The organism is Halioglobus sp. HI00S01, from assembly GCF_001635445.1.
In the GTDB taxonomy this organism is placed as follows: Bacteria; Pseudomonadota; Gammaproteobacteria; order Pseudomonadales; family Halieaceae; genus Halioglobus; species Halioglobus japonicus.
Window position 1 is genome coordinate 154,212 of the sequence record NZ_LWEE01000015.1, and the last position, 12,129, is coordinate 166,340.

A 12,129-nucleotide genomic window follows, 5' to 3' on the forward strand; every position below is an offset into this window, starting at 1 on the left:
TCCACTCCACTGCGGGCAGTTTCTATGAGTAAAAGCGACCGGTTAGATGTTTACCTGATTGTTGGTGGCAAATACCACAACATCGATTTTGCGCGCCTTGAACTTCTTAAGCTCATTGCGGAGCAGCCCCGCCTTAAGGTCAAGGTCGGTGATGATTACAACGATATCGATGCAATATGTGCAGCGGACTTCATCATCTCCTATACCTGCGATGTCGTGCCCGATGCAGTTCAGACTGAGCGACTGCGAGAGTACATGGCTGCTGGCAGGCGTTGGTTCGCCCTGCACAGTACCAACTCGATACTGCGTTTTGTGGAAGATGGCCGCGTGGATTCACCGCGTGACAACGAACCTTTCATGGAGATGCTTGGCAGCCAATTTTTATCACACCCTCCGCTTGATCCCTACGACGTGACCGTCACCGAGCCTGATCACCCACTGGTTGCAGGACTGGGAAATTTCACCGTGGAAGATGAGGAACTCTACCTCAGCGTGTTCCACGGCGAAGTAAAAACACTGCTACACACCCGATGGACCGGGGAAACCGAGCTATTTGTCGACAAAGATTGGCATGAAGATGAACCTCGCCCCGTGATGTATTTGCACGCTTTCGGGGAAGGTGAAGTCCTTTACCTGACGCTGGGACACCGACGCGGCAAGTACGATATGCAGCCGGACATAGAAGAATACCCGCAACAGGAGTTGGGTGCCTGGGAGACTGCGGAATACTACGAACTATTGCGCAGGGGAATACGCTGGTCCATGGGAACACTGGAAAGCCAATAATCGTCACCTGTTTTAACCGAGGAGAGAACCATGTCTCTTGATAAAGAAGGCCTGTTGCGGGCCTATCGCCAGATGAAGACCATTCGTGAGTTCGAGGATCGCACCCACGTGGAAATCATGAATGGCCAGATCGCCGGCTTTACCCACCTGTATACAGGGCAGGAAGCCAACGCCGTGGGTGTGTGCGAACACCTCGACGATGAAGACACGATTATTTCCACCCACCGCGGCCATGGCCACTGCATTGCCAAAGGCGCCGACGTAATCGGCATGATGGCCGAACTGTTCGGCTCCTCCGAGGGCTTGTGCAAGGGCAAAGGGGGCTCCATGCATGTCGCGGATGTCGAGAAAGGTATTCTCGGCGCCAACGGTATTGTGGCCGGCGGCCCACCCATCTCGGTGGGTGCGGCACTGGCTGCCAAAATTAGCGACAATGGCCGCGTTGCCATTTCCTTCTCCGGTGATGGCTCCGTCAACCAGGGCACCTGCTTCGAAGCCATGAATCTGGCGGTGGTACTGAAAGTACCCGCCGTGTTTGTCATCGAGAACAACTACTACTCTGAGCACACCAACATCGACTACGCCGTCGGCTGTGACGACCTCAAGGCCCGCACCGAGGGCTTTGGCTTCCCTGTGTTCGTCGCAGACGGTTCGGACTTTTTCTCCGTGTACGAAGCCGCCGCAAAAGCCATTGCCCACGCCCGTGAAGGCAATGGCCCCGCGGGCATCTTTGCCGAACAGGGCCGCTTCCACGGCCATTTCGTGGGCGACCCGGAGCACTATCGGGCCGATGGCGAGATTAACGACTTGCGCGAAAATGCCTGCTGCCTGAAGAACTTTCGGGCGCACATGGCCGAGACCGGCGAACTCAGCGAAGCCGAGCTCGATGCGGTGGACAGCGAGGTGATGGCATTGATTGAAGAAGCTGTCAGCGGCGCAAAAGCCGCCGCTCGCCCCACACCCGAGCAAGTCACTGAAGACGTCTACATCAACTACGGCGCCGCCTGAGGAGTAAGCAAACATGGCAGAAAAAACAATGCGCGACGCCATTAACGAGGCGTTGCACCAGGCAATGGCAGCCGATGAATCCGTATTCGTCATCGGCGAGGATGTGGCCGGCTGCAATGGCAGCCCCAGCGGCAAGGTCGGTGAAGTCGGGGGCGTGTTTGGTGTGACCTCTGGTCTGTACAAAGCCTTTGGACCGAATCGCTGTATCGACACTCCGATCTCTGAATCCGCCATCGTCGGCGCTGCAGCCGGTGCTGCGCTAGTGGGTATGCGCCCTGTCGCTGAGATCATGTTCGCCGACTTTATTGGCGTGTGCATGGACCAGATCGTCAACCAGATGGGCAAATTCCGCTACATGTTTGGCGGCAAAAGTAAATGCCCTGCCGTCATCCGCTTCGCGTCGGGCGGCGGTTTCTCCGCCGCGGGCCAGCATAGCCAGGCCATGTACCAGGTAATGACCTCGTTCCCCGGGTTGAAGGTCGTCGTGCCTTCCAACGCGTATGACGCCAAGGGGCTGTTGCTGCAGGCAATTCAGGATGATGACCCAGTGCTGTTCTTTGAACCCAAGGTGCTCTACCAGGAAGCCTGCGAAGTGCCTGATGAGATGTACACCATTCCCTTCGGCGAGGCCGCGTTTGTGCGCGAGGGCGACGACTGTACCATTGTGGCGTTCGGCCAGATGGTGCCCCGCGCTGCACAGGCGATCGATGCACTGGAGGCCGAGGGGATTAGCTGTGATCTGATCGATCCACGCACCACCTCGCCCCTCGATACCGATGCTATCCTCGAAAGTGTTGAAGCCACAGGCCGACTCGTGGTCGTCGATGAAGCACCGCCGCGCTGTGGCCTGACGGCAGATATTGCCGGCCTCGCAGCAGACCGCGCCTTCAAGTCACTCAAAGGCCCGATCAAACAGGTGAGTGCACCGCATTCACCCACCCCCTTCTCACCCGAACTTGAAGCGGCCTACATACCGGATGCCGCAAAAATCATGGCCGCAATCAAGGAGACCATGGCATGAGCGATATCACTGCCATTGCAGTGCCCAAGTGGGGCATCGAAATGGTCGAAGGCACCATTAACGTCTGGAACAAGACCGTCGGCGACACTGTTGCCAAGGGCGACGAAATCCTCGAAATGGAATCGGACAAAATCGTCAACGTGTGGGAGTCCCCCGCCGACGGTGTGCTGCGCCGGGTACTCGTCGAGGAAGGTGAAGCGCGCCCGGTGGGTGCATTGCTCGGTGTGATTGCCGCTGCAAACGTCGATGACGCCAGTATCGACAGCTTTATCGCTGACTTCGGTGGTAGCGCGCCCGCAGCAGAGGACGACAGCGCAACCGACAACGATGCCCCTGTCCCGGCAGCCGCGGCCAACGCCCGCCCCGGCGGAGACGCTGCGACTCGCTCCGCCCCCGCCGTGCGCAACCTTGCCGCGGAACTGGGTGTTGATCTCAATACGGTCACCGGCACGGGCCGCCGCGGGCGCATCACCGAAGATGATGTGCGCGCCGCCGCCAGTGATGGCGCCGAGCCAGCGCCGACAGGGGTAAAGGTCATACCGCTGTCTGCCACGCGCCAAACTATCGCCAAGCGCCTGTCGGAAGCCAAGCAGGACATTCCTCATTACTACCTCACCGTTAACTACGAACTCGATGGCCTGCTGGCCCACCGGGCAGCCCTGAATGCCAATGGCACCACCCGCGTGTCAGTGAATGACCTGCTCGTAAAATGCGTGGCGCGGGCACTGCAGCGCGAGCCGCGCGTGAACATCAACGTCATCGACAATGCGATTCATCAGTACAGCGATTCCAACGTATCTGTTGCCATCGCCACCGAAGACGGGTTGTATCCGGTAACGCTTCGCGCGGCCCAGAACCTGTCTACACAGGAGATCGCAGCCGCAACCGCAGAGTTCGCCGAACGCGCACGCAACGGCGCCCTGACCCGCGAAGATCTGAGCGACGGGAGCTTTACCGTGTCGAACCTGGGCATGTATGGCATCGATAATTTCACCGCCATCATCAACCCACCGATGGGCGCGATTCTGGCGCTGGGCAAAGGCAGTGAGCAGCCAGTGGTTAGAGACGGCAAAGTCACCGTCGCTACGATCGTCAGTGCCACCCTGTCCTGTGACCACCGGGTCATCGATGGCGCCATCGGCGCCAACTTCCTGAAAGTGCTGGGCGAAGAGATCGCCAGCCTGTCGTGAACTGAACGCCCGTCCTGACGCGGCGGGCATTCGACGACGCGGTATCCCCGATACTCTGCTCGGGGATACCCGCACCACAGCGTAAACCGCCTCCGGAAATGCTATTCTGCCCCTGTCAGGAATGCGGCTCTTATCAACGCACCAGCCGTACCTGCGCCGCCTCTCACTACACGTATTTCTCGCGGACACTATGAATCGATCACGCTCGTCTATCACGCTCTCCTCCTGGCTTGTTTTCTTGGCGATAGTGGCCGCTATCGGCTGGAGCTTCAGCGCCCAGCAACCTGCCAGTGACGCCTACAGTGCCAGCGACGACACGGTATTCTCACAGCAACGGGCACTGGCCCACCTCAACGTTATCGCCGCCAGGCCGCACTACCTTGGCAGCGCGGAGCATGAGCGGGTGCGTGAATATCTCGTTGGCGCGCTGGCGCAAATGGGCCTGACCGCAGACATACAGCACCAGGTCGGCACGCATTTCCGGCGCCAGTACAGCGCTGCCGACACGCGCAATATCATTGCCCGTATACCTGGCTCTCAACCCGGCAATGCCCTGATACTGATGTCGCACTACGATTCAGGCCTGCACTCATCTCTCGGCGCTTCAGATGCCGGCAGCGGCGTTGTGACGATTCTTGAGGCCGTACGCGCCTTTCTCGCCCGGGGAGAAACACCGCTTAACGACATTGTTATTCTGCTGACCGATGGCGAGGAGCGTGGTCTGCTGGGCGCCGAGGCCTTTGTTGGTCATCACCCCTGGGCCAGCCAGGCGCGACTGGTACTCAATCTCGAGGCACGCGGTTCCGGTGGCCCCAGCTATATGCTGATGGAGACCAACGGCGGCAATGCAGACATGATCAGGGCCTTCAGCGTCGCCGGCCTGAAACACCCCGCCGCCAATTCACTGATGTACAGCCTGTACAAACAACTGCCCAATGACACTGACCTGACCGTATTCAGGGAACAGGGTGACATCCCCGGCTTTAATTTTGCGTTTATCGACGATCACTTCGATTACCACACAGCTCAGGATTCAATACCACGCCTGGATGCAAACACGCTCAATCACCAGGCGGAATATCTCACCACGCTGCTCGATTACTTCGCCGATGCCGACCTCGCCTCACTGGAGAGTGAGGCTGATTGGGTGTATTTCAACGCGCCAGGCATCGGCATGATCAGCTATCCGTTTGCCTGGAATCTGTGGCTAGTGGCTCTCGGCGTCATGGCCCTGGGGGGCGTGGTCTGGCGCGATTGGCGCCAGGGTCGCCTGGGTGTCAGTCAGCTGTGGCGAGGTGTGCTGGCGACGTCACTGGCAGTTGTACTGGTATGGGCAGTCACGCATTTCGGCTGGCACATATTAAAAGCGCTCTTCCCCCAGTATGCCGAAATCCCTCACGGCTTCACCTATAACGGCCACTGGATACTGGCGAGCTTCATTGCCCTCGGCATCACCATCACACTGGCTTTGTTTCGCTGGGCAGGCCGCACAACAACCGATCAGCCGATGCGGGCACTGTACGTGGCGCCGGTGGCTCTTTGGCTGGTGATCAGTGGCGGTGCTGCCACCAGTCTGCCGGGCGCAGGATTCCTGGTCATCCCTCCCCTGCTTGCACTGGCGGCTATGATGTTTTGGCCGGCCAGCGAAGACACCCCGCGGCTGGCGGCCGCGCGGCTATTGCTTGCGCTGCTGCCCGTGCTCATCCTGGCACCGCTGATTCCGGCCTTCGTCATTGGACTGGGATTAAATGCCATGGCGGTGGGGACCGTGCTAACGGCGCTCACCCTTGCCCTGCTGCTGCCCCTGTGCAGCGACCAGGGGCTGCTCACACTGGGGATCCGCAGTAGCGCGGTCATCGCTTGTGGGTCACTGGTTGTCTCAATGATGCTGTCGGGCTACAGCGAAGATCGTCGCAAGCCCAACAGCATAAATTACATTCTGGACAGCGACACGGGCGAGGCGTGGTGGACCAGCAGCAATCGCCGCCCGGATTCTTTTGTCGGGCAGTTCCTGACTGACCCTACCACCGGCGACAGCTGGCCACAGGAGCGCTATCCCGCCTATCGATCGAGCCGGGTGCGCTGGTACCAGGATGCCCCGGTGCTGCCGCTGGCCCCGGCCAAGGTCACCGTCACAGGCGATGTCAAAGATGATGGGTTACGCACCGTCACCCTCAGCATTCAACCTCAGAGACCAACTGCGGTATTGCAGTTGGTGACGACATCGCCCCTCACGGTGCGCAGAATGCGGATCAATGGCGAGCCATTCAAGCGGTCTGACCAATGGATCGAAGGCGAATTTAAACCGGGATTCGTACTGACCAATACCCAGGCGTCACCGCTAGCGCCGCTGACCGTTGAGCTGAGCATCGATTCCGACGCGCCGCTTGGACTGAAATTGCTGCAAACAGCCTATGATATGCCTGAACTGTTTGAAGACATGAAAGCACGCAGCACATCAATGATGCCGGAACCCTTTATCATCAACGACGCTGTGATCATCAGCCAGCGCGTGCTATAGCGATAACGTTACGCCCCAAAAAAACATAACAACGAGGCACCATCACGAGCAGAATCAGCAAACTGCCACCGGAGCAGTGGAGCGAGGAGTTGCGCAACTTCACCACAGCGGACAGCGCCACCTACATTGAGCTCGGCATTACCCGCATGCTCGCCCATGCCCCGGCGGCGGCCATGGGGCCATTTCAATTTGGCGCTGCGGTAACAACGAATCGCACCCTGCACGAGCGCCTGATTGAATTGATGCGCCTGCGTATCGCCTTTCACAACCAGTGTCGCAGTTGCATGGCGATCCGCTATTTCAGCGCCGCGGCCACGGTGAGCGAAGGCGACGTGTGCAGCCTCGAGCGCCCGGCGGAAGCGGAGAATCTCAGCCCCGGGAAAAGCTGGCCATCGACTTTGGCGAGCGTTTTGCCACCAATCACCTGTCGATTGACGATGCGCACTTTCAGCGCCTAAAAGATGAGTTCACTGAGGCCGAAGTCATTGAACTGATCCTGCATTGCGCCCTCTACGTTGGCATGGGACGCCTGGCAGCACTTCTCGACATGTCGGAGGAGCTTCCGACGGGGTTCCAGAAGCCGTTTGGCCAGGCCGTGTCGCCGGACGCCGACGCACCCATCCAGGTCCGTTAGCATGGCGTGAACTCTGGGCTCTGCGCTACAATAGGGTCTGTCTCCCCTCATTCCAGACTCCCCATGACGACCACTGACAAACAGAAAGTGGGTTTCATCAGCCTCGGTTGCCCGAAAGCGCTGGTGGACTCAGAACGCATCCTCACCCAGCTGAAAATAGATGGGTACGATATTGTGCCCAGTTACGAAGACGCCGAAGTGGTGGTGGTCAACACCTGTGGCTTTATCGACAGTGCCAAGCAGGAATCGCTCGACGCCATTGGCGAGGCCATGAAAGAGAACGGCAAGGTGATTGTCACCGGCTGTATGGGTAAGGGCGACGACGCCCAGGTGATTCAGGAACTGCATCCCAAGGTGCTTTCGGTGACCGGGCCGGCCGCCTATGAAGAAGTTGTCGGCGCGGTTCATAACTGGGTGCCACCGGTGGTAAACCATGACCCCTACACCGATCTGGTACCTCCGCAGGGCGTGAAGCTGACGCCACGCCACTATGCCTATCTGAAAATCTCCGAGGGCTGCAACCATCGCTGCAGCTTCTGCATTATTCCCGACATGCGCGGTGACCTGGTGAGCCGCCCGATCGGCGATGTCATGGATGAGGCCGAGCGCCTGGTGCGCGCCGGTGTGCGCGAATTGCTGGTCATCTCCCAGGACACCAGCGCCTACGGCATCGACACCAAATTTCGCACCGGCTTCTGGAATGGCCGTCCGCTAAAAACCCACATGCAACAGCTCTGTGAGGCACTGGGTGAGTTCGGTGTGTGGGTGCGGCTGCATTATGTCTACCCCTACCCCCACGTGGACAAGGTGATTCCGCTAATGGCCGACGGCAAGATTCTGCCTTACCTGGATGTGCCTCTGCAGCACGGCAGCCCGGACGTGCTCAAGCGGATGAAACGCCCCGCTGCGGCGGAGAAAGCTCTGGAGCGCATTGCCGCCTGGCGACGCGACTGCCCGGACATTACCCTGCGCAGCACCTTTATCGTGGGCTTCCCCGGCGAGACCGACCAGGACTTTGAGACCCTACTCGACTTCATCGAAGAGGCGCAGCTGGATCGGGTTGGCTGCTTTGAGTATTCACCAGTCAAGGGCGCCCGGGCCAACGACCTTCCCGATCATGTCCCCGCTGAGGTCAAGAAAGAGCGTTGGGAGCGGTTTATGGCGCTGCAGCAGCAGATCAGCGCTAACAAACTGCAGCAAAAGGTAGGTTCCAAGATCGAGATTCTGATCGATGAAGTTGATGACCAGGGCGCCATTGGTCGCTCCCAAGGCGACGCTCCGGAAATCGATGGTCGCGTGTTCCTCGATGGCGCAACAGACCTCAACCCGGGTGACTTTGTCGAAGCCGAAGTGACGGGCGCCGACGAGTACGATCTCTGGGCAGGCTGAATGAACCTGCTTCTCTTCTCGCGCAGCGAACTGGGCAGCGATGGCCTGCTCAGCGTTGACGACGGACGCTTACAGCACCTGCTGGAAGTTCACGGCAAAGAGGTGGGCGATACCGTCCGCATTGGCGAGATCAACGGCCGCATGGGGCACGGGAAAGTCCTGTCCATTAATACCGAGGTCGCCGTACTGGAACCGACACTGGATCAATTGCCACCGGCCAAGCTGCCGCTGATTCTGGTGCTAGCCCTGCCGCGACCCAAAATGCTGAGGCGTATTCTGCGCGCGGTGGCAGAGTTTGGCGTCGCCGAACTGCACCTGATCAATTCCCTGCGGGTCGAAAAAAGCTTCTGGCAGACCCCGGTGCTCGACCCTGACACGATTCGCGAGTACTTGCTACAGGGCCTGGAGCAATCACGCGATACCGTGCTGCCTCCGGTGAGCTGTCACCGGCGCTTTAAGCCCTTTGTGGAAGATCTATTGCCCGATCTCGTACGCGGGCGTCAGAGCCTGCTGGCACACCCGGGCAACTACCCCCCCTGCCCCCGGAGCATCGACAGCGGCACACTGCTGGTCGTGGGGCCTGAAGGTGGATTCATACCCTATGAGGTGGCAAAACTGGAGGCAGCGGGCTGTAAGACGGTCTCGCTGGGCCCACGTATTCTGCGCGTAGAAAATGCCGTCACATCGCTTTTGGGGCGATTGCTCTAAGCGGTGTAGCCAGCGCTACTCCACGCCCAGTCCGATCGGACAGCTGACACCGGTCCCGCCGATGCCACAATAGCCGCCGGGATTTTTGGCAAGGTACTGCTGGTGGTATTCCTCAGCGAAATAGAAGGTCGGGGCAGCGATAATTTCAGTGGTGATCTCACCATAGCCGGCGGCACTGAGTGACGCCTGGAATTCTTCACGAGTGCGTTCGGCCTCGCTGGCCTGCGCGTCATCGTAGCAATAAATGCCGGAGCGATACTGTGTGCCCAGGTCGTTGCCCTGACGCATGCCCTGAGTGGGGTCATGCCCCTCCCAGAAAACCTGGAGAAGTTCGGCGAAAGACACCTGCGCCGGGTCAAAGATCACCCGCACTACCTCATTGTGGCCGGTCTGTCCGCTGCAGACTTCCTTATAGGTGGGGTTTGGCGTATGGCCCGCTGCATAACCCGCCGCGGTGGAGTATACGCCGGGTAACTGCCAGAACATCCGCTCCACGCCCCAGAAACAGCCCATCCCGAACATGGCCGAGGCCAGGTTGTCAGGGAACGGCCCCACCAGCGGATTGCCACTGACGAAGTGGGTGTCGGGTACGGCCATTGCCTCGCTTCTGCCCGGCAGGGCAGTCTCAGCGGAGGGCATGGCGTGTTTTTTACGAATATCAAATAGGCTCATGTGGCGCAGTAGACACCCTAAACCCGGCCAATTCAAGCCTTGCCCTTCCCAAAACCTGGCCAATCGTTGTAAGCTCGAAGCACTCCCCGGGGCGGAAGCACCGCCTTCCCCTGTCATATCCATGTCATATCACCGGCCTAATCTGGAACTCACGATGGTTCCCGGGCCCGATTCACCCCGGATAACAACGAGAACGAGAGAGAAAATTTTGCAAACGACACGTTTTAACCCCAGCGAATTGTGCAGCCGGAAGCTGTGGCAAATCGTCAACAGCGAACAAGCCGGTCCACTGGACAGCGCAGACCTGCAGCGCGCCATCAGTGAGCTTGCTGCGCGGCGCCACTATCTGACAGAACTGGCAGAGATGGGTAAACTAGGAGACTCCAGCCACCAACTGTAACAGGCCTGCCATGGCCAAAGCGCCCAGCCAACGGTCCCAGAGTCGGGACATTGATCTCTTCCTGAAAAAAAGCCGGGACATTACCGCGTTCCGCCGCCAGCAGCCGCGCCTGCTTTTCGCCATCGACGCCACCGCCAGCCGTCAGCCTACCTGGGATCAGGCCAGCCACCTGCAGGGTGAAATGTTTCGCTCCGCCTCCAGCACTGCCAGCCTTCGGGTACAACTGTGCTACTTCCGCGGGTTCAATGACTTCTTTGCCAGCCCCTGGCTGGATGACAGCCAACAACTCACCCGCACCATGGGGCGAGTCCAGTGCGAAGGCGGCCACACACAGATTGCCAGGCTGCTGCGTCACGCCCAGCAGGAACATCGCGCTGAGCCCATAAAAGCAGTGGTGTTTATCGGCGATGCCATGGAGGAAAACCCCGACACCCTGAGCCAGCTGGCCGGTGAATGCGGCCTGCTCAAATTACCGCTGTTCCTGTTCCAGGAAGGTCAAGATGCTCAGGTTGAGCGCACCTTCAAACACATGGCGAAGCTGAGTGGCGGTGTTTACGCGCGTTTCGACCAGCGCAGCGCCGATACGCTCGCGGCACTTCTCGGTGCCGTGGCTCGCTACGCCCGCGGCGGTATCGCGGCGCTTGAAAAACAGGGCGGCCAGGGTGATAAACTGCTACTTCAACAATTGAAGCGCTGAGATTCCTGTGCCCCGTTTAATTCTGCTGGCGGCTGTCGCCATCGTCCTCTACATCCTGCTAAAACGCGCCCAGGCGGCACCACCGCACAAACGCCGCGGTGAATACATCAAGTTGGCCCTCGGTGTGGCCGTGGTCGGGGTCGTTATTCTGGCACTGGCCGGCAAGATGCACTGGATCGGCGTGGCACTCACCGGTCTGCTGGTCGTGTTGCGTCAGCTGGGTCCCACACTGATCCGATTCTTTCCGCTGCTCGCCTCACGCATGGGCCAGGCAGCCCCCGGCGGCCAACACTCGACCGTCGCCACCGACATCCTGAGTATGCAACTGGATCACGATAGCGGTGAACTCCACGGCGAAGTGCTGGAGGGCCCCTACAAGGGCTGGCGCCTGGCAGATATGCAACGCGAGCAACTGGATGAACTCATGGCGTATTGCCAGTCCCGCGACCCGGATTCCGTGCAGCTGCTGCAGGGCTACCTAGAGCAGCGTTTCGGCAGCTACGAAGGCGCTGCTGACCAGACGGCTAACGAGGAACCGACCGGCCCGGGAGGCCTGAGCCGCAAGGAAGCCCTGGCGGTACTCGGCCTGGACGAAAGCGCCAGCGATGACGATATCGTGGCCGCCCACCGCAAGCTGATGCAGAAACTGCACCCCGACCGCGGAGGCAACGACTACCTAGCCGCCAAAATCAACCAGGCCAAGGATTTCCTGCTGGGCTAAGGCTTTCCCGCCCGGCAGGACACCGCTACACTTCCCGCGTTCAGATTTGAAGGACTCCACCCAATGTCAGATGTATATGTTATCCGCAACCAGCACGGCCACTACTGGGGCAAAAGCAAGGAGTGGGTGAGCGGCAGTGAAGCCAAAGCCGTCATGCGCGTAAAGCACGAGGATGAGGCGATTAACACCCTGTTCGAATTATCGTCAAAAGACACCGAATTGCGCGGTGAAGTGGTAGCGACGGCGCTGTCAGAGAAAGGCGAGCCAGTGGTTGAGCCCAGCCAGGTTCCCCTGCCCAACCTCGAGCCGGAGCCCGTCGAGGAAGCGGGACAAGCGAACCACGAACAAGCGGTCGAAGCGGCCCCTACCACGGAGCACTGAA

At 59.5% G+C, this 12,129-nt stretch carries 13 protein-coding genes; 12 read left to right on the forward strand and 1 reads right to left on the reverse strand.

All coding sequences use genetic code 11. The features are described 5' to 3' along the window. Nucleotides 1-24: 24 nt before the first annotated feature. The 8 genes from A3709_RS03745 to A3709_RS03780 all read left to right on the forward strand — a co-directional run bounded on the left by A3709_RS03745 (nt 25) and on the right by A3709_RS03780 (nt 9,257). The gene (locus A3709_RS03745; RefSeq protein ID WP_066050273.1) at nt 25-786 is read left to right on the forward strand and encodes a ThuA domain-containing protein; all 762 of its coding nucleotides are present in this window, start codon (nt 25-27) and stop codon (nt 784-786) included. Between the two features lie 30 nt (nt 787-816). Continuing rightward, nucleotides 817-1,794 carry a thiamine pyrophosphate-dependent dehydrogenase E1 component subunit alpha gene (locus tag A3709_RS03750; protein WP_066050276.1) on the forward strand — a complete coding sequence of 326 codons (978 nt, stop codon included), beginning with the start codon at nt 817-819 and terminating at the stop codon, nt 1,792-1,794. Nucleotides 1,795-1,807: 13 nt separating this feature from the next. Further along, a complete protein-coding gene (locus A3709_RS03755) occupies nt 1,808-2,815 on the forward strand; it encodes an alpha-ketoacid dehydrogenase subunit beta (protein ID WP_066050281.1) in 1,008 nt (335 codons plus the stop codon). Then, nucleotides 2,812-4,005: a dihydrolipoamide acetyltransferase family protein gene (locus tag A3709_RS03760; protein ID WP_066050283.1), complete on the forward strand. Its 1,194-nt coding sequence runs from the start codon at nt 2,812-2,814 to the stop codon at nt 4,003-4,005. The genes A3709_RS03755 and A3709_RS03760 overlap by 4 nt, the downstream gene beginning before the upstream one ends. 190 nt (nt 4,006-4,195) lie before the next feature. After that, nucleotides 4,196-6,526, forward strand: a complete 2,331-nt coding sequence (locus tag A3709_RS03765) for a M28 family peptidase (protein WP_066050286.1) — start codon at nt 4,196-4,198, stop codon at nt 6,524-6,526. A gap of 89 nt (nt 6,527-6,615) precedes the next feature. Then, nucleotides 6,616-6,984, forward strand: a complete 369-nt coding sequence (locus A3709_RS24435; protein WP_231871098.1) for a hypothetical protein — start codon at nt 6,616-6,618, stop codon at nt 6,982-6,984. Nucleotides 6,985-7,223: 239 nt separating this feature from the next. Next, complete coding sequence (rimO, locus tag A3709_RS03775; protein WP_066050287.1) at nt 7,224-8,549, forward strand: 30S ribosomal protein S12 methylthiotransferase RimO; 1,326 nt, start codon at nt 7,224-7,226, stop codon at nt 8,547-8,549. After that, the gene (locus A3709_RS03780; protein ID WP_066050289.1) at nt 8,550-9,257 is read left to right on the forward strand and encodes a 16S rRNA (uracil(1498)-N(3))-methyltransferase; all 708 of its coding nucleotides are present in this window, start codon (nt 8,550-8,552) and stop codon (nt 9,255-9,257) included. 15 nt (nt 9,258-9,272) lie between these two features. Here the strand turns inward: A3709_RS03780 and msrA are convergent, their stop codons facing one another. Beyond that, nucleotides 9,273-9,929 carry a peptide-methionine (S)-S-oxide reductase MsrA gene (gene msrA / locus A3709_RS03785; RefSeq protein ID WP_066050292.1) on the reverse strand — a complete coding sequence of 219 codons (657 nt, stop codon included), beginning with the start codon at nt 9,927-9,929 and terminating at the stop codon, nt 9,273-9,275. 208 nt (nt 9,930-10,137) lie between these two features. On the opposite strand from msrA, the gene A3709_RS03790 reads away from it, so the two are divergent. The 4 genes from A3709_RS03790 (at nt 10,138) to A3709_RS03805 (ending at nt 12,128) form a co-directional block, all read left to right on the forward strand. After that, a complete protein-coding gene (locus A3709_RS03790; RefSeq protein ID WP_066050296.1) occupies nt 10,138-10,329 on the forward strand; it encodes a hypothetical protein in 192 nt (63 codons plus the stop codon). 10 nt (nt 10,330-10,339) lie between these two features. After that, complete coding sequence (locus A3709_RS03795; RefSeq protein ID WP_066050299.1) at nt 10,340-11,026, forward strand: hypothetical protein; 687 nt, start codon at nt 10,340-10,342, stop codon at nt 11,024-11,026. Nucleotides 11,027-11,033: 7 nt separating this feature from the next. Beyond that, nucleotides 11,034-11,747: a DnaJ domain-containing protein gene (locus A3709_RS03800; RefSeq protein WP_066050301.1), complete on the forward strand. Its 714-nt coding sequence runs from the start codon at nt 11,034-11,036 to the stop codon at nt 11,745-11,747. A 63-nt stretch (nt 11,748-11,810) separates the two neighbouring features. After that, nucleotides 11,811-12,128, forward strand: coding sequence for a hypothetical protein (locus A3709_RS03805; RefSeq protein WP_066050304.1), 318 nt, complete (start codon nt 11,811-11,813; stop codon nt 12,126-12,128). Nucleotide 12,129 lies beyond the last annotated feature (1 nt).

Bases quoted from the DNA above. Each gene is read 5' to 3' on its own strand.
- A3709_RS03780 (WP_066050289.1), top strand. From the start codon at position 8,550: ATGAACCTGCTTCTCTTCTCGCGCAGCGAACTGGGCAGCGATGGCCTG.
- A3709_RS03745 (WP_066050273.1), top strand. From the start codon at position 25: ATGAGTAAAAGCGACCGGTTAGATGTTTACCTGATTGTTGGTGGCAAA.
- A3709_RS03760 (WP_066050283.1), top strand. From the start codon at position 2,812: ATGAGCGATATCACTGCCATTGCAGTGCCCAAGTGGGGCATCGAAATG.
- A3709_RS03755 (WP_066050281.1), top strand. From the start codon at position 1,808: ATGGCAGAAAAAACAATGCGCGACGCCATTAACGAGGCGTTGCACCAG.
- rimO (WP_066050287.1), top strand. From the start codon at position 7,224: ATGACGACCACTGACAAACAGAAAGTGGGTTTCATCAGCCTCGGTTGC.
- A3709_RS03750 (WP_066050276.1), top strand. From the start codon at position 817: ATGTCTCTTGATAAAGAAGGCCTGTTGCGGGCCTATCGCCAGATGAAG.
- msrA (WP_066050292.1), bottom strand. From the start codon at position 9,929: ATGAGCCTATTTGATATTCGTAAAAAACACGCCATGCCCTCCGCTGAG.
- A3709_RS03795 (WP_066050299.1), top strand. From the start codon at position 10,340: ATGGCCAAAGCGCCCAGCCAACGGTCCCAGAGTCGGGACATTGATCTC.
- A3709_RS03765 (WP_066050286.1), top strand. From the start codon at position 4,196: ATGAATCGATCACGCTCGTCTATCACGCTCTCCTCCTGGCTTGTTTTC.
- A3709_RS03805 (WP_066050304.1), top strand. From the start codon at position 11,811: ATGTCAGATGTATATGTTATCCGCAACCAGCACGGCCACTACTGGGGC.